Source organism: Secundilactobacillus odoratitofui DSM 19909 = JCM 15043, from assembly GCF_001434895.1.
Taxonomy (GTDB): domain Bacteria; phylum Bacillota; class Bacilli; order Lactobacillales; family Lactobacillaceae; genus Secundilactobacillus; species Secundilactobacillus odoratitofui.
Genome location: NZ_AZEE01000017.1, coordinates 33,300 through 51,583, shown reverse-complemented (window position 1 = coordinate 51,583; position 18,284 = coordinate 33,300). Strand labels below are relative to the sequence as shown.

General features: G+C 44.4%; 15 protein-coding genes. 13 read left to right on the top strand and 2 right to left on the bottom strand.

Features of this window, described 5'->3' with window-relative positions:
* Positions 1-336: 336 nt before the first annotated feature.
* The 3 genes from FD04_RS02205 to FD04_RS02195 all read left to right on the top strand — a co-directional run bounded on the left by FD04_RS02205 (position 337) and on the right by FD04_RS02195 (position 4,087).
* On the top strand, positions 337-2,280 hold the full coding sequence (locus FD04_RS02205) for a hypothetical protein (protein WP_056946625.1): 1,944 nt from the start codon (positions 337-339) through the stop codon (positions 2,278-2,280).
* Positions 2,281-2,332: 52 nt separating this feature from the next.
* Positions 2,333-2,995, top strand: coding sequence for a WxL domain-containing protein (locus FD04_RS02200; protein ID WP_054702511.1), 663 nt, complete (start codon positions 2,333-2,335; stop codon positions 2,993-2,995).
* A 99-nt stretch (positions 2,996-3,094) separates the two neighbouring features.
* Entirely contained in the window at positions 3,095-4,087 is a 993-nt protein-coding gene (locus tag FD04_RS02195; RefSeq protein WP_056946624.1) for a WxLIP family cell surface protein, read from the top strand.
* A 258-nt stretch (positions 4,088-4,345) separates the two neighbouring features.
* Here the strand turns inward: FD04_RS02195 and FD04_RS02190 are convergent, their stop codons facing one another.
* A complete protein-coding gene (locus tag FD04_RS02190; protein WP_054702518.1) occupies positions 4,346-4,912 on the bottom strand; it encodes an NUDIX hydrolase in 567 nt (188 codons plus the stop codon).
* Positions 4,913-5,012: 100 nt separating this feature from the next.
* On the opposite strand from FD04_RS02190, the gene FD04_RS02185 reads away from it, so the two are divergent.
* Positions 5,013-6,197, top strand: coding sequence for a cation:proton antiporter (locus FD04_RS02185; RefSeq protein ID WP_056946622.1), 1,185 nt, complete (start codon positions 5,013-5,015; stop codon positions 6,195-6,197).
* Positions 6,198-6,433: 236 nt separating this feature from the next.
* On the opposite strand, the gene helD is transcribed toward FD04_RS02185, so the two are convergent.
* On the bottom strand, positions 6,434-8,743 hold the full coding sequence (gene helD, locus FD04_RS02180; protein ID WP_056946620.1) for an RNA polymerase recycling motor HelD: 2,310 nt from the start codon (positions 8,741-8,743) through the stop codon (positions 6,434-6,436).
* A gap of 443 nt (positions 8,744-9,186) precedes the next feature.
* On the opposite strand from helD, the gene trpS reads away from it, so the two are divergent.
* The 9 genes from trpS to metG all read left to right on the top strand — a co-directional run bounded on the left by trpS (position 9,187) and on the right by metG (position 18,198).
* Positions 9,187-10,203, top strand: coding sequence for a tryptophan--tRNA ligase (gene trpS / locus FD04_RS02175; protein ID WP_056946618.1), 1,017 nt, complete (start codon positions 9,187-9,189; stop codon positions 10,201-10,203).
* Between the two features lie 32 nt (positions 10,204-10,235).
* Positions 10,236-11,159 carry a Ppx/GppA family phosphatase gene (locus FD04_RS02170; protein WP_056946616.1) on the top strand — a complete coding sequence of 308 codons (924 nt, stop codon included), beginning with the start codon at positions 10,236-10,238 and terminating at the stop codon, positions 11,157-11,159.
* Between the two features lie 24 nt (positions 11,160-11,183).
* Positions 11,184-12,467: a hydroxymethylglutaryl-CoA reductase, degradative gene (locus FD04_RS02165; RefSeq protein ID WP_054702520.1), complete on the top strand. Its 1,284-nt coding sequence runs from the start codon at positions 11,184-11,186 to the stop codon at positions 12,465-12,467.
* Entirely contained in the window at positions 12,448-13,413 is a 966-nt protein-coding gene (locus FD04_RS02160) for an IpaB/EvcA family protein (RefSeq protein ID WP_235805627.1), read from the top strand. The genes FD04_RS02165 and FD04_RS02160 overlap by 20 nt, the downstream gene beginning before the upstream one ends.
* A 34-nt stretch (positions 13,414-13,447) precedes the next feature.
* On the top strand, positions 13,448-14,146 hold the full coding sequence (locus tag FD04_RS02155) for an NAD-dependent protein deacylase (RefSeq protein WP_056946612.1): 699 nt from the start codon (positions 13,448-13,450) through the stop codon (positions 14,144-14,146).
* A 99-nt stretch (positions 14,147-14,245) separates the two neighbouring features.
* Positions 14,246-14,830 (top strand): TMEM175 family protein, encoded by a 585-nt coding sequence (locus FD04_RS02150; RefSeq protein WP_054702523.1) that lies wholly within the window; start codon positions 14,246-14,248, stop codon positions 14,828-14,830.
* Between the two features lie 15 nt (positions 14,831-14,845).
* The gene (locus FD04_RS02145; RefSeq protein WP_056946610.1) at positions 14,846-15,175 is read left to right on the top strand and encodes a hypothetical protein; all 330 of its coding nucleotides are present in this window, start codon (positions 14,846-14,848) and stop codon (positions 15,173-15,175) included.
* 10 nt (positions 15,176-15,185) lie between these two features.
* The gene (locus FD04_RS02140) at positions 15,186-16,031 is read left to right on the top strand and encodes a DUF72 domain-containing protein (RefSeq protein WP_056946608.1); all 846 of its coding nucleotides are present in this window, start codon (positions 15,186-15,188) and stop codon (positions 16,029-16,031) included.
* 109 nt (positions 16,032-16,140) lie between these two features.
* Positions 16,141-18,198 (top strand): methionine--tRNA ligase, encoded by a 2,058-nt coding sequence (gene metG / locus FD04_RS02135; protein WP_056946606.1) that lies wholly within the window; start codon positions 16,141-16,143, stop codon positions 18,196-18,198.
* The last annotated feature ends 86 nt before the right edge of the window (positions 18,199-18,284 follow it).

Sequence of the window (18,284 nt, the reverse complement as noted above, 5' to 3'; positions counted from 1 at the left end):
ACTCAAAATCCAGTGTCCGTTGAGGACGTGTGGGTTCGAACCCCACCTCCGGTATATTATATTAAAAAAGCAACTCTCATTTCTCAAATGAGAGTTGCTTTTTTAGTTTTTCCTAATCGAAACCACATTGCAATTGAATCGTTTTTTGAGTAATATATACAACTGACAACATATTCATTTGATATATTATAGTCCGTTTATGACATGAACTAAAACCCGAATAATAGCTTAATCTCTAAATTACTCAGTCAACTATAACTATAATTGGCTCCTTGACTGTACTGAATTAATGAGGGAGGTGAACAGACAATCAAAAAACTATTCGGATGGCTGCTGATGTGCTTAGGGTTAAGCTGTTACTTTCCCCTCGTAAGCCAAGCAGCAGTTACACCAAGTACTGATCAAACTACTTTAGGCTATTTGGTGACCCATAAATACGCACTTGGGGTCGCTTCCAACTTTAATCTATTCGCTACTGATCAGTACACTCAGGCTAATAGTGTTGGTAACGCGCGAATTGCTGCCAATCATTTTACGTTAGATAATTGGCAGCAAACTTTAGGTTGGCAAAATGCGGTTGAAGGCATTGATTCTCACATGTTGGTTGTCAATCAATTAAGTCAAGATGCCAATACACTGTCTACTAAACTAAATTCAGATTTGACCACTAATCTATTCGCTGCCGAAGATCAAACGACACCGGTACTTCATAACACTGCAACGCCGAGTCAGCCAGTGGTTGCTGATAAGTTGCAAACAGTAACTGATTTTACCGATAACGGTTTGACTAGTTTTGAGGCCGCGAAGGCGCAATTAACTCAACTAAGTGCATTTTATGATGATCAAGCACAACTAAAAGCCGTTTTTGCAGATCATTTTTTAAAAACGGTCGATGTCCCCCAAAGTGATGTAGGTCGTAATCAAGGTGTGAATACAGTGGTTGATGACACGGATAGTGAGACAAGTGGCCACAAGTTACTGGTCGTTAACGTTCCGGCAGAGACAGCGGCTGATCTTCGTGAAAATAACAATGATGTCAGTATTAAAATCAAGTACATTACCAAAGACAAAACCGAACCAATCGTAGTTTTGAACTTTCCACAGCTAACGGGAGATTTTGAACTTTATAGTCCGAATGACCATGTCAATGTCACCTATGGTCCTGCAGATAATCAGTCAACCATTAAAGATAAAAACCACTTACTGTTAAACTTTAATACACTAGACACTTTAGAATTCGATCATCAATTTGTTGGCAGCGTCTTGGCACCCTCGACCACCGTTAAAATTAATCAGCTTAATACCAATTTGACCGCAATTGCTGCCAAAGACATTGCAGTTAATGCATCAGTTAATACCGATGGCTCGCAAGGGGTTTTTAACCCGAGTGATTTTAGTGATCCTGCTAACCAGACGGACGGGGCTTCAGCAACTAAAAAAATGAACACCACGCTCTTTTTGAAATTTGCCGATGGTCGACAGGCTACTCGCTCCTTTGATGAAGATACAACTCTGAATAGTACGCTAAAGTTTGATGATCAGGTCAATTATTACATCGATTGGGCAGGCTATCCTGATGCCAATTTATATGAATCAACCAACAATCAGAGTTGGCGGTTGGTGACTAAAGGTAGCAGCGGAGAAGGACAGTATGATTCGACCTCAGACAGTGACTCACTTTACCCAGCTCGTGAGCCAGTAGTGACACAATCGGTTTTAAATAACCAACTCGTGTTTAAAGCTGCTAATCGGAAAACAGTTCGGTTCGCACTCGCCACCCAGATGCCGAGTGATGACAACTCGCAATTACTTTGGTCTAGCCGGATCACGTATCCGCTGGCAGATTTTGAAATGAGTTTGCCATCCCGAATCAACTTTGATCAGGTGAGTGACTTGAACGCCGATGAGGTGACAGTCAGGCCCAGTGAAACGCCTCAAGTCAGCGTTATAAACACTTTATCAGCGCCTTTTGATTTACAAGTTATGGGCGATGCCAGTGTGGCAGATCCACAAGACAGTCAGCAAAACGTGTTCTTGGGCACCCATCAATTTAGTTATCGCGATACCAAAGATTGGTTTTTAATGACTGATCCAGCAACGCTGCTCCAGGCGAATCCAACAGTAGCGGAAGCTGTTCAACGAGTAACCAATGGCTTGGATCCACCACAGGTAAGTCAACTGTCAGGCTTTCAACTGACGGTACCAACCACAAGCCAATATCGTAGCGCCTCGGTGGGCTTAAAGTGGCGGTTGACGATTGGCGCTACGTACAACCAATAACCATTCTTATTAGATACCCATTTAAAAAACAATATTTCGGAGGGAATTTTTTATGAAACGTTTAGTTCAATTGAGTCTTGCAGGCCTCATCATGGTTAGTACAATGGCGATGGGTAGTGTCGCCCAGGCGGATACTACCATTACTAACACGCCAGGTAGTAGTAAAGCGAGTTTTGATATTCAAAATGGTGAACTAACAGCAGCTCAAACCACAACGGATAGCCAATTTGATTTTGGTAGTATTAAATTAAGCAATTTTGCCAGTGCCAAACGGGCCAAAACAGCATTGCAATCGACCAGCAAATTACCTCAATTTGTGATTTCAAACTTTGACTCAACTGTCAAAAACTGGTCAGTTACAGCTGAAGCATCGCCATTTACGAACGGTGACGCAACCCTTAATAACGTCAGCTTTAACTTAGGTTTAACCCCCGGTGTTACTAAAGAGGGTGATCAAGCAGATGCAGCGGCCACCTATGGTGATGACGAATCAAGTAAGGCCGCTCAATCAACTGGTTCCGTGGACATCATGGGTAACGCTGCTACTGTATTGAGTGGCGCTCCGGCCTTGGGTGTCACAAAGGCGAGTGTTGACACGAAAGCGACTTACCTTGATTTATCAAATGTCTCACTTGCCCAACTGGCGACTGGTCAATATACCTCTAACGTTACTTGGACGGTTAATCAAACACCGGCCGTGGCAGCAGCTAAGTAGTGAGACCATTCAGGGAGATAAATAAAACGCGACTCATACCGTTTGAAGGGCGACGAGCCGCGTTTTTTATTTGGAAGGATTGAGATGAAAGGATGTCGTATGTTAAAAAAAGTATTCACGGTTATTGCACTTGGACTTGCAAGCCTGACTTTCAGCTGTCAAACTGCCAATGCCGCAAGTGCACAAGAAGGACTTAATTATTCGGTAACGGTGCAACAACCTAAACAGCAAATGACCAATACAAACGCTTATTTCCAGCTGTTAGTTAAACCCCGGCAGACAATCACATTAACTTTAAAAGTGCATAATCAGCGCAATCAAGAACGCCAAGTTAAAATAGCACCCGTATCGGCATATACAAACGATAACGGTGTGATTGCGTATCAGCGAAATCCGCAGACCGTCCCAGCTACCCAACAGTTCAGTCGATTTGTTAGCAACCCACAGGTAGTCAAGATTGGACCAAAATCAACCAAGCGCGTGACGTTTAAATTGAAAACGCCTAAGAATCAGGTTGCTGGCATGATTGATGGCGGTTTTAAGCTAACGCCGATTCATGAAAAACAACGCTCACAGTCTCAAAAAGGTTTTTCAATTAAAAATCACTATGCGATGGTGGTTGGCGCCACGATGCAAATGAACCGGCAGCCTGTGACACCCAAAGTTTCAACCGCTAAAGTGATACCGCATAAGCAACACGGACGCCTCGCTGTTGGTGTCAGGATTAAAAACAACGCACCAACTGCATTTGGTCAAATGACTGTAAAGGCAACCATTCAACCTAAGGGCGGGGATTCGCAAATCTTTCACGATTCAAAAACCAACCTTCAAATGGCACCACACTCCAGTTTTAATTATCAATTTATTTGGCCTAACCAGAAATTTGAACCGGGCACCTATCGCTTAAAGATGGTGATCACTTCCGGGACAAAAAAATGGTTAAGTGATCAGACGTTTACCATCACAAAGGCTCAAGCACGTCGGTTAAATCCGCATTCAAATGCACTGTATTGGTGGCTGATCGGACTGTTATTGATCGTCGTTGGTAGCTTAAGTTACTGGCGAGTTCGCCAACGGAAACGCCAAGTTTAAGCGAACAAGGTAGACTCAAAAAGAGTGGGCAAAAACTCGTTTAGGTCCCAGAATATAACAAGACCGGCCCGTGGATTCCTGGTTTGAGAATCTACGGGCCGGTCTTGTTATATGGCCGGGGCCTGAGTTTTTGCGCACGTTTAGACCAGATAATAGTCTTGGAATTAATTGAAATTTTTAATTAATCCGAAGCTAAGGAACTAGTTCGATTTTTGCCAATATAGACTTTTTTCCCAGCCTCTTTTGTGATGCACCAAACTAATCTTTAGGCTGATCTTTGAGAAATAATTCATAGTAGCCTACTGCGGCCATAGCTTGCGTGGTATTGATTTTACCGTCGGCCAGCCATTGACGCAATTTTATATAATCGACCAAGTTAACATTGACGAATTCATCAGTATCAAAGTGTTGGGTCTTTCGAATACTTTGATCAAATTCAATGAACACGAGTGCCGCAGTTTGGTCCATAAAACCTTCTGAAGCTGTGACCGTGGTCATCACTTTGGCGCTCTGCGCAATAAAGCCAGTTTCTTCTCGAAATTCTCTTTTAGCAGCCTGTAATACTGTTTCACCTGGATTGACAAGGCCAGCAGGTAGCGACACTGAATCAGCGTTCACGCCCACCCGATATTCGCTGGTTAACACGACTTCTTGGTCTGCGGTCATGGCTAAAATGGTGACCGTGGCCGAACAATGCACTAGGTCGCGTTCAACTAGCAGCCCGTCTGGTGTTTTGATGTGACATTGCTCCACTGAAAAGACGGGTCCTTGATAACGCGTGGTTTGTTGCAGGATGTTACCGGGTTGATGCCAATTTTTAAACATATCGGGTTCTCCCTTACTCTGGAATTCGTTGCGCATGTGGCGTAATGTTAAAGATAATCAACATGTTTATCGTACTACAAAATTGAAAGGTGGGTGGCAGATGGCATTTATTGGCACACTCTGTTTATTACTGATACTAACGACTTTTGCGGGTCATTTTTCCAATCGGCTGGGAATTCCTGCTGTGATTGGTCAAATCCTGGTTGGCGTAGTTGTTGGCCCAGCGCTGTTTAATTGGATTCAGCCGAACCAACTCTTAAATACTTTTTCGGATATTGGCGTCATCATGCTAATGTTCATTGGTGGTTTAGAGAGTAATTTAACCTTGTTACGGCGCTTTTTTAAGCCAGCCATTATTGTTGCATGTTGCGGGGTTATTGCTCCGGTCGTGCTGATGGGTGGGGCGGCAATTTTATTTCATTTTGGTACTTTTGAAGCAATCTACATAGGCGTTATCTTCAGCGCAACGTCAGTTTCCTTATCGGTCGCCGTACTGCGTGATTATCAAGCTTTGGACACAGCTGAGGGGGCGACCATCCTTGGTGCAGCAGTTGCAGACGATATCATTGGGGTGATTTTACTATCGATTATGATTAGTTTCATGGGCGCTCAAGGGTTAAGTTCGCATGGTCATCAGCCTAACTTAGGCTGGATATTATTGGAACAGCTTGCCTTTTTTGGTGGCACTTATTTTGTTGTTCGTTGGATTGCACCATACCTCATGTCAATTAGTGAAAAGCTGGTCATGAACTCGAGTGTCACAATTATGTCGATGGTGATTTGTCTTGGAATGGCTTGGTTGGCAGATGCGGTTGGTTTGAGTGGCGCGGTTGGTGCCTTTTTCGCGGGGATTGCGGTCGCTCACACACCGTATCGCGAAGTGGTCGAGGCCCACATGGAACCAATTGGCTATGCAACCTTTGTGCCACTTTTCTTTGTTGGAATTGGGTTGAGTATGTCGTTTAAGTATCTCGGCCAATCATTGTGGTTGATCGTGGTTATGACGGTGTTGGCTTGTTTGAGTAAGCTGCTGGGGTGTGGCTTAGGTGCGAAATTAACTGGTTTTGACCTCAAAAGCAGTTACGTGATCGGTAGTGGCATGATCTCGCGTGGTGAGATGGGCATGATAACCGTTCAAATCGGATTGCAGTCAGGCTTACTATCGGCTGCGACCTATTCTAAAATGGTGTTGGTCATTATCCTGGCAACTATGATTGCGCCGTTTGTGTTAAAACAGGCGTTAGTTTCAAAGCAGCACCTGGCAGGCGAAAAGCAAGTGAATTGAATATCAGAGTGGGAAAAAGCTCATTGAGTCCCAGAATATAGAAAGAGAACGAGCCCATGAATTCCTGATTTTTTGGGAATTCACGGGCCCGTTCTCTGATTTGGCCGTGGCACACGTATAGACTAGGTAACAGTCTTAAAACCAACTAAAATGTTTAATTTTTTTGAGTGAGAAGTCAATTCGATACTTACTAATTTAGACTTTTATAGATTTTTTCACTGCAACATCTTTGTCAGTTAATTAGTCAGTTCATGTTCAATTTGTAATACGGTTTGTGGCATCTTATCGGATGCTATTAATGGCGAAACCTGACCGATACTCATAAGAACGAGTTGGTGCATCGCGCGGGTCGCAATGGTGTAGAGCGTTCCCGTATAGCGCTGATCAGGAAAATTAGTTTGACTGACATCCCAACCAATCACTGCGTCAAATTCTAGGCCCTTGGCTAAGTAGATTGGCAGCACTAACGTTCCCTTTGGTAAGGAGAGGTCAGCATCCGTCATGAGCGTAACGTCATCAGATTGATGATGCAGCTTTTGATAGATCAGGTGGGCTTGATTCAGATTCTTGGTGAGAATAGCAACAGTCCCATTGGTTTGTCGCAAACGAGCCGCTTCTTGTGCCAGTGCCTCTAATCCGCTTTCAGTATCGTAGCGCATAATCATGCGTGGTAGATCTCCTGGGCGGCTGAAGGCCTCAATTTGGTCACCGTCTGGTAAGAGGGCCTTAGCAAACGTTGTGATGGGCGCGGTTGATCGGTATGACCGATTCAGCTTAAGTAGCCGTGGCCGGTGGACATTAAACGCGGCTTTGAGTCGTTTCAACAGACTTTCTGGTGATTCAACTGCTTTAAAGAGCGCTTGTTCACTATCACCCAGAAAGGTCATGTGGGCCTTTGGAAAGGCGTGGTGAAGGTACTGCAGTTGGGCAATGGAGTAATCTTGCATCTCGTCTACAAATAAATGCTGCATGGCGTGGTTTTGACCACCGCCAGTGAGGAGGTCACGTAAGTATAACAGCGGTGCTGCATCGACCAACGGACATCGGTGGTACTCAATTTCATTTAAAAAGTGTTTGGCGTCCAATGACATGTCGTCTTGATTGATGCCAGTCGGCGGTGTGACTTGTTGCATAAAATCCGCGTATTGACTATAAGTGTCTAAAAAGTAATTGTTATAAATCGCGTCATAAATAACTCGTAACCGCCGCGTCACAATTTTGCGGGCAATGTAATCAGCTTCGTCATCCAACGCTTGAAAATCGCGGCGGCGTTTCGTGCCAAGCAGGTCGTGATATTGTTCATCAGACAGTTGATCGATTTGATCAGTGACCCACTTGGCCTTAGTCTCCTGACCGATGCGTCGCTTCAAACGTTTGATTAAGATGTTTTTAGTGCGTAAGAACCGTTCAGCAGGTTGCAACGCTGGCAGCGACTGGTAAATTTTTTCAATTTCAGCCCGGTCAAAAAAGATCCGGCCTTCAAAGTAAATGTGATTGAACTTAAAATGGTCAGGCGTCAAACGCTGACAGTAATCGTTAATCTGGTGCATGTATGCGGCTGATGACTTAAAACGTTGATAAATTTCTTGAGTAGTGGTCAGCTGATTAGCCTTTTCGTAACGGTCAAAGAGCGTCTCAACGTCTAAGCCTAAGAGTCGTTGACTTAAAAATTCAGCTAAGGTGACTTGTCGCATGTTTCGTTCACCAAGGCTGGGCAGTACGTCTGAGATGTAGTGGCTGAAGAGCTTATTTGGTGAAAAAAGCACAATCTGATCAGCTTGAAGTTCTTGACGACTGTGATAGAGCAAAAAAGCAATCCGTTGTAGAATGGCGCTCGTCTTGCCTGAGCCGGCAACCCCTTGTACGACGAGCAAATCTGAGCGGGTATCGCGAATGATGTCATTTTGCTCACGTTGGATAGTGGCCACGATGTTTTGCATGGTTTCATCGTTTTGCTGACCTAAAACGTGCTGAAGTAGTTCGTCACCAACGGTTTCGTTCGTATCGAACATACTTTGAATTTGGCCATGTTGAATTAAAAATTGACGCTTCTTGGTAAGCTTGGTCAGTTGTTTGCCAGCTGGTGTATCGTAGGTGACGTCCCCAAGCGTACCGTTGTAATACACGGCCGAAATAGGTGCCCGCCAATCGTATACGAGAAAATTCTGCTTTTCATCGGTAAATGAAGCCGTTCCGATGTAAAGCTGTTCTGGTGTTGGTTCCTCTGGATCTTGAATGTCAATGCGACCAAAGTAAGGTGACTTTTCCAAATCTTGGTAGGTCCGTAGTTGGCCGGCGATGATTTGCTCATTTTCAATCAATCGTGACGCCAGGGCCCGTTGCTGTTGTAAGTCGGCTGAAGTTTCAATTCGGTCATCAACTTCAATGTAGTTGACCGAGGTGTTAGCACTGTAGTTTTCTTGCACTAACTTCATTTCAGTTTTAGCTTTGGCGTACTCCATGGAAACTGATTTAATCTTTGCGGTGATTTGATGAATCACCGAATCAACACGTTGCTGCTCTTTAATTTGTTCCTGCGATGTCAAGAAACCGCCTCTTTCGTTTAGTTTGCTTGAACCATTCTAGTGGCCTTGATTGGGCTTGTCAATTGGATTTACTCGAAAGTTAGTCACGTGTCAGGTTGCGAATGGCTTTACCTTTAAAAATTTTGATTATATTAAGGTAAGAACACATTCGGTCACTTTGACATCGACCGTAAAATTGCTTAGAATAAGAACATTATATTGATAAAAATTCGCTAGTGCGTTAAGACGATCATGGCAGAGAGGTTGGAAGTGCTGAAACCAACTACAATCGTTTATTTGGAGCTAGCAATTGAATTTTAGGGTGCTTCCTTATCGGCTTGAGTGGTGACTTTGGTCACAATTTTAGGTGGTACCGCGGTTGACGTCCTATTGCATATGCAATGGGGCGTTTTTTCAATCTCGGACGATTACGATGAGTGCACAATCACGAAAGGATGAGTAAGATGAGTAACAAAAAAATTATTTTAACGGGTGACCGACCAACCGGAAAGCTTCACATTGGTCACTATGTTGGATCATTACAGAACCGGGTTAAATTACAAAATTCTGGTGAGTACGAGTCATACATCATGATTGCGGATCAACAAGCATTAACAGATAATGCACGTGATCCGGAGAAAATTCGTAACAGTCTGATCCAAGTTGCTTTGGATTATTTGGCTGTTGGCATTGATCCTGCAAAATCGACCATTTTAGTGCAATCACAAATTCCAGCTTTAAGTGAATTGACGATGCACTACCTTAATTTGGTAAGCGTGTCACGATTGGAGCGTAACCCAACTGTCAAAACCGAAATCAAGCAAAAGAAGTTTGGCCAAAGTGTGCCAGCCGGCTTTTTCATTTATCCAGTGAGCCAAGCTGCTGATATTACGGCTTTTAAGGCTACCACGGTGCCAGTGGGCGAAGATCAAGAACCAATGCTGGAGCAAACCCGTGAAATTGTTCGGAGCTTTAATAACATTTACGGTGATGTCTTAGTTGAACCAGAGGGCTATTTCCCGCCAGAAGGCGAAGGTCGAATCCCAGGACTTGATGGCAACGCTAAAATGAGTAAGTCACTGGGTAACGCCATTTACCTATCCGATGATGCCGACACGATTCAAAAGAAGGTCATGTCAATGTACACTGATCCAACGCACATTCACGTTGAAGATCCTGGTCATGTCGAAGGTAACACGGTGTTCACTTACTTAGATATCTTCGGTGAGGATACGGAAAAAATTGCCGATTTGAAGGCACAATACCAGCATGGTGGCCTTGGTGATGTTAAAATTAAACGGTATTTAAACGATGTTTTACAAGCAAAATTAGAACCAATTCGGACGCGTCGGGAACAATACGCACAAGATATTCCAGGGGTTTACCAAATTTTGAAGGATGGTAGCGAAAAAGCAAACAAGGTCGCTAACCAGACACTGACAGAAGTGACTAATGCGATTGGCATCAACTACTTCGACTAATCGCAACGTAAATAACTGGAGGAGTTGGCACAATGGACAATTTAGTAATTGTAGATTTGGGGTCTAACTCGGTTCGGATGACGATTAATGAAGTTAGACCTGATAAAACGTTTCGTGAATTGGGGCGCTACAAAGAAGATTCACGATTATCTGAGGGGATGGGTCGTGAGAAAATCCTGCAGGAACCGGCTATCCAACGAACGCTCACTGCACTTCATGCGTTTAAGCAGCGGTATCAAACGTTACCTAATTTAACCGTGAAGGCGATTACCACAGCGGCGGTGCGTCAAGCTAGCAACCAAGCTGATTTTTTGGAACGGGTGTCACGAGAAACTGGGCTGCAATTTGACGTTTTGTCTGGTGATGATGAAGCCTATTACGATTATCTTGGTGTGATGAATCGGCTGCGGGTTGAGGACGCACTGATGTTGGATGTTGGTGGTGCCAGCTTAGAAATGGTTAATATTGCAGGTGGTAAAGAAAGTAACCTGATCAGTATTCCCTTCGGTGCGGTGAATCTGTCTGAACAATTTAAGCTGGCTGACCGAATTAACTCGGCTGATTTTTTTGACGCCACGGTCTTCTTACGTCAACGGTTGAAAGATATCTGGTGGCTAAATGAAGCTAAAACCAAACCGTTCATCCTGCTTGGTGGCGCTAATCGCTCACTGGCAAGAATGAGTCGTCGCCAGCAACAGGTTTTACACGTTGAACAAATTCACGGTTATCAACTGGCGACACAAGACGTTTTTCGGTTGTTTTCAAACTTACTTCGTAAAAGTCGTACTGAACGTCAACAAATATCTGGGCTTGAGCCTGATCGTGCTGACATCATTGTTGGTGGTATTATGCCATTGATTTTACTGTTGCAGATGCTTGATTCTGATCGCGTTATTTTTTCAGAAAGTGGCGTTCGTGAGGGGATTATTAACGCATATTTGAATCAAGCATATTAATTATGAACAAAGGAATAGGTGACCATGGAATCCGAGTTTTCACACTTTTATAAACGAACACAGCAACAGCGACTGTCAATCTTACAGCAAACCCGTGGCTTGACTGATGAACAACGTGCCATTCTTGAGGCACACGAGGCACATGCCGATGCACCACAATTAATTGAGAACACGATTGCTGCCTATCAATTACCTGAGGGTGTGGCGGTCAATTTTGTTGTGAACGGGCGTGATTACGTGGTGCCGATGGTGACAGAAGAACCGTCCGTCATAGCAGCTGCCAGTAATGGGGCGAAACAATTAGCACGGGCCGGTGGCATGACGGCGACTGTTTCTTCGCGCTTACTGACTGGCCAAATTGTCTTAAGTGACGTTAAGGTCTACGCTTCAATTGATGATTGGGTGGCGTTACACCAAACTGAATTGTTGGAGACTGCTGCCGCAGCTCATCCATCAATCGTCAAACGCGGTGGTGGCCCTAAACTGGTTCGAACCCGCGACTTAGGTGAGGGCTTCGTTTCCATTGATCTAAGTGTGGACGTTAGAGCGGCTATGGGTGCTAACATGATGAACACGATGCTAGAGGCGGTTGCTAAGGTCATTCAAACTAAACTTCATCACACGACTTTGTTTAGTATCCTATCCAATGCAGGTGATCAAAGTTTGGCGACCGCGAGTTGTTCGATTCCGATTGCCCAGCTGGCACAAGAAGATGCTGAAGCGCAACTGACCGCAACTAAAATGGCACAAGCTAGTCAAATTGCACAACTCGATCCAATGCGTGCAGTGACACATAATAAGGGCATTATGAACGGTGTCGACGCTGTTGTGGTGGCGATGGGTAATGACTGGCGGGCAATTGAAAGTGCGGCTCACGCGTATGCCGCTCGTGATGGCCAATACCGGGGGCTCAGTCAGTGGCAGGTCAACGGTGATCAATTAGTGGGCACACTGACTTTACCGTTACCGGTTGGGACAGTTGGTGGCGCTACGACCGTGTTACCCCTAGTAGCAGTTAACCAAAAGATTGCGGGTATTCAGTCGCCAGAGGAACTGATGGCATTGATTGTTTCGGTGGGACTGGCGCAAAATTTTGCAGCCATTAAGGCCCTGGTTACCACTGGTATTCAACAAGGCCACATGCGGATGCAATTACGATCCCTAGCCATGAGCGTTGGCGCACAGGATCATGAAATTGACGATGTGGTGACGCAATTAAAAACGCATCAAGACCCGACGCAGACTGATGCGCAACAAATTCTGACACAGATGAGAAAGGAACGTGCAGATAACAATGCAAAACATTGAAATTAATGATGACGTGCAATCCTTGCTAGATGCAGTTAACGAGTTGTTTCCAGGTAAAGTTGACCTGCAATTTGTTGGTCAATTACAGAGCGGTTATGTCCGGCATGACCAAGCACAAGCAGTACAAGATAAGGATGCAATCAGCGTTCAGGTGAGTGATCTAACCGCACCGAACTATACGGCTTCTCACGAACTCTTACACATCTTGATGACGTTACGTGGTTTTCCACAGATTTATTTTGCCATCTCAATGGGCGATGAGACTTTGGATCAGCAATTGATGATGCTTGGAACTGAACTCTACGACATTGTTTGCCATATCGTGGTAGTTAGCGAGCAACGCAAACATCATTTGATCGACGATGAAATCGAAAAGCTCTATCTCAAGGGCGTTCAAGCAACCATTACCCCTGAATCAGAGGCTGGCGATGATAAAATGACGCTTCGTTTGTTAACCTTAACCGATGCTTTAGTATTCTATGGTGCGGATAATAAAGAAGTTAACCAGCAGCTGGCTGCGGATTATCCAGTTAGCTTTGAAGCTGCTAAAAAACTTTATGCCGACATTACAGCTAAACCCGTGGACTCGCCGTTTGCTTTGCGACGTAACATCGTGAAACTGTTCAAGCAGTTTGACGCACAACTTCAAGACTGGGGATTACCGCCAATCAATATGCAAGAATTTGCGACGATCACCAGTGTTGTTTCGAAACGTCAGCTACGCCTAGAAGTTCGTCAGTTATTCGAACTTTACCATTCTGACATGGTGGACATTAAATCAAAACGACGTGCCTACGTCGGCATTAGCCACAGTGATGACCAGAATTCGTTTGTGATTTCGGCACCAACCAAAAAAGATGATACACCAGAGTATTACAAGGCGATTTATAGTTTAACCGTTGAAGACCTGTTCAAGAAGCTTGAAATGCCTTACATTATACGTTAGGTAACCTGAAAAATTCTGAACGGGAGATGTTGGAATGGAAGCGACGATTCAACGCGCGTTTGAGCAATCAAAGCGCATCGTATTTTTGACGGGTGCGGGCGTCTCGACACCCTCTGGTATTCCGGATTATCGGTCAAACAACGGCTTATATACCGGCCATCGAAACGCCGAATATTATTTGAGTCACACCTGTTTAACGAAGGAACCGAGTGTTTTTTATGATTACGTCAAACAAAACCTCTATAAACCTGAGGCCAAGCCGAACGTGATTCACGAAAAGCAAGCGGCCTTGACGCAGCAGGACCGTGCGACGATTATTACCCAAAACATTGATAATTTGTACCACCAAGCTAACGCCAAACACTTAGTTGAATTTCATGGCAACTTGTATCATGTTTACTGTCAAAAATGTCATCAAGATGTTGACTGGCAGACCTACTTGAAAAGCCCCGTCCATGCAAATTGTGGCGGCCAATTACGCCCGGATGTGGTGCTTTATGAAGAAGGCCTCAATGAAGAAAACATTGCCAATGCGGTAAACGCCATGAGCAACGCCGACTTAATCGTCATTGTTGGTACGTCAATGCGAGTGTATCCATTTGCTGGTCTGTTAGACTACCGCAATCCGATGGCACCGGTGATCGTCATCAATAATGAGGCACTCTCATTTCCGTTTGACTATCAGATGATTCAGCAAGATGCGGCTAGTTTTTTTGAAGCATTGCAGGTCTAACGGCGGTTTGTTATGATACAACCCACATACGATTAGTTAATTGGTGTCACGTCAGTCATTGATTGCTGATGTGACACGCTACATACAAGGAGGAGACACATGGGGAAAGATCGTTTAGAAGCCTTTACGGACGGTGTAATGGCGATTATCGTCACAATTTTGGTATTGGAGATCCCCGAGCCAGATGGGGCAACTTTTGCGGCGCTATGGCCACTTCGGTATAAGCTGATCCTTTACTTATTGAGCTTTTTAACAATTGCCGTATACTGGAACAATCACCACCACTTATTTCAGATTACGGAGCAGGTGAGTGGCAAAGTTCTTTGGGCGAATAACTTTTTCTTATTGACCATCAGTTTGATGCCAATTGCGACTGCTTGGGCCGGGACCCACATTGACAGTTTTGCACCTGAAGCGACAATGGGGTTAATTTTCTTCTTAGTGAATACGAGTTTCTACGTTTTGATTAAGACGTTACTTGCGGTGCATCCTGCCGATTCAGCGTTAACGACGTTCTTTGGTCAGCGAAATTACAAGTCTTGGTTTTCAATGGGCTTCACACTGATCGGTATTTTACTGGGCTTTATCTGGCCACCGTTTGTCGCCATCTTTTCTTTTGCCAACTTGATTCCTTGGATTATTCCAGATCACCGGGTTGACCATTATTTACAAAGTAAAAATTAATTCGGAGGTGGCAGGATGTCGGAAAATGAAATTGCAGTTCAGCTCGGCCGGCTACTCCGTCATATGAAACTCATGATTGGCCTGCAGGTGACAGCGGATTTCTTCATGATATATACGTTTGTTAAATTACTGATGGCTGGCGGCCCTGATGTGAGTCTGCTTGGACGATACTTTAGTCAAAAAAATGGGATTATTATCGTCATTTTTCTGGCCATCATCGATTTAAGCTTTACCGCAATTCGACGTAACGATCGGCTGGCCGGCCAACATTTGATTGCACAACTTGATGGGCGGTTAGCTGATCAAACCGTTGAGTTGGTACGTCGATTTAAACGGTATAAGTGAGGTGAGCAACATGATTACAATTGGTTTAACGACCTGGAAAGAACACCCAGCGTTGATTCAAGACGCTGATCGAGATGTGACCTTGCAAGAATATAGTGCGGTGTTACCCGTAGTTGAAGTTGACACGCCGTTCTATGGCATTCCGCGTTCATCAACAATCGTGAATTGGCAACAGCAGGTGCCAGAACAATTTCAGTTTATTTTGAAGGCCAACCAACTGATGACGAAGCATGATCTCGGTCAAAAACCGGCCGCTGATGAAGCGCGAAGTCAAGCCTTTCATGATTACAAAATCGCAATTAAACCGCTGGTAAAACGGCAGCAGCTCAAAAGTATTTTGTTTCAGTTTCCACCTTTTTTTCAACGGAACACTGAGAACTTACAGTGGTTATTTGAAATTCGTCAACAGTTGGGCGATTTGCCAATTGCAGTTGAGTTCCGAAACCCCAGTTGGTATGACCCAGCGCTCGTAGATGACTTGATGGGGTATCTGAAGCAGCTTGAAATGACTCACGTAATCGTGGACGAACCACATCGCTTAAATGATGGTGTGCCATTTGTCCCCAAGGTTGCCGAGCCGTCATTGGCGCTCCTACGACTCCATGGTCGTAACGAAAAGGGTTGGTTTGAACGCGGTGCAAATTGGCGCGGGGTGCGTACGTTATACCGCTACAATGAAACGGAGTTGACCTTTTTTGCCGATCATGTTGAAGCACTGACCCATCAGGCTAAAGAAGTCTGCGTCATTTTCAACAACAACTCTGGTAAGGACGCCGCCCCCAATGCGCTGTCATTGCGCGATCAGCTAAATTTAAACTGGACCGGTTTGGGGCCACAGCAAATGAGTTTGTTTTAGGCGTAGGTTCCGCGGTGGCGGGATTTATGCTATACTATTCAAGACTTTGTTCATTAAAATTTAAATAAATTAAACCAATGAAATGATTTGAAAGGGGTCTGTTGACAACATGGCAGAAACGAAACCTACGTACTACATAACCACGCCGATTTATTACCCTTCTGGTAAATTACACATCGGTAATTCTTATACTACAATTGCTTGTGATGCGTTAGCCCGTTACAAGCGTGAAACTGGCTATGACGTGTTTTTCCTAACGGGAACCGATGAACACGGCTTAAAGATCGAAGAAAAAGCTGAAAAACTTGGGACTGATCCAAAGAGCTACGTCGATGAAATGGCAGCGGGCATCAAGCAACTCTGGAAGAAACTTGAAATTTCAAACGACAAGTTTATCCGAACAACGGACGACTACCATGAAGCAGCTGTTCAAAAGATGTTCCAGCAGCTTCAAGACCAAGGTGATATTTACCTGGGTGAATATGAGGGCTGGTATTCTGTTGACGACGAAGAATATTTCACCGAGACCCAATTAGCTGAAGTGTATCGTGATGAAAACGGCAAGGTTACCGGTGGTAAAGCACCAAGTGGCCACGAAGTTGAGTTGGTGAAGGAAGAATCTTACTTCTTTAAGATGGGCAAGTACGCCGATTGGTTACTTGATTACTATCACAGCCACCCTGATTTCATTCAACCAGCCACGCGGATGAACGAGATGATCAATAACTTTATTAAACCAGGTTTGGAAGACTTAGCGGTTTCTCGAACGACCTTTAGCTGGGGCGTACCAGTTAAGTCTGATCCAAAGCACGTGGTGTATGTTTGGCTTGACGCTTTAACTAATTACATTACGGCGCTTGGTTATGATACTGATGATGACAGTTTATTTAAGAAATTCTGGCCAGCCGATGTCCACATGGTTGGTAAGGAAATCGTTCGGTTCCACACTATTTACTGGCCAATTATTTTGCATGCGCTTGGTTTACCACTTCCTAAGACGGTCTTTGGTCATAACTGGCTCTTGATGAAAGACGGTAAGATGTCGAAATCAAAGGGAAACGTTATTTACCCTGAAACTTTGGTTGATCGTTACGGTCTAGATTCTGTTCGATACTATCTAATTCGTGCGATGCCTTATGGTAACGACGGGACCTTTACACCGGAAGATTTCGTGGATCGTTTGAATTACGATTTGGCCAATGACCTTGGTAACTTGCTTAACCGGACCGTTGCCATGATCAATAAGTATGAAGATGGTGTCATTCCAACGTTTGAAGCCGGTGTGACTGATTTTGATGCCTCACTAGAAGCGACTTCCGTTGAAACCATGGCAAATTACCATCGGTTGATGGATGAATTGCATATGTCAGATGCCTTAGCTGAGGTATGGAAGTTGATTGCTCGAACTAATAAGTACATCGATGAAACTGAACCTTGGGTACTGGCTAAGAGTGATGATGCGGATAGTAAGGCTAAGTTGGCAGCTGTTATGGCTCATTTGGCAGCTAGTTTACGGGTAATTGCTTACTTGCTTAGTCCCGTTATGACGCATGCACCAAAAGAAATTTTGGTGCAACTCGGCCTTGAGTTTGATGATCAAATTAACTTGAAGAACCTGTCGATTGCCGATTTACCTCAAAACAGCCACGTTGTTGCTAAGGGGACACCAATTTTCCCACGGCGTGACGCGGAGGAAGAAGTGGCCTTTATCGCCAATCAGATGACTAAGTCTGATAAGAAGAAGGGTCGCGCTGCCATGGCTGCTGCGAAGCAGGAGGCTGCCGATAACGCTGGCGTTTGGAACCCAGAAGAAACCGAACTGACTACAACTAAGAAGGAAGTTCGCTTTGAAGCTTTCGAAAAGATTGAATTAAAAGTGGCTGAAATCATTGATGTTCAACGCGTTCAGGGTGCTGATAAGCTCCTGCAATTCCGTTTGGACGCTGGTGATTCTGATCACCGCCAGATTCTTTCGGGGATTGCTGAGTACTACCCAGAACCTAAGGATTTGATTGGTAAAAAGGTCATTATCGTGGCGAACTTGAAACCACGGAAGATGCGTGGACAAGTCAGCCAAGGCATGTTACTTTCTTCTGAGGATAGTCAGGGTAACGTAACCTTGATTACTGTTTCTGACAGTATCGAAAATGGTTCAACAGTCGAATAATGATGCAGGTTTGTGTGACTAGTTGCCGTGCAAAATGATTATATTCGATCATTAATTGACGCTAAACACACAACAAAAGTCCGAAT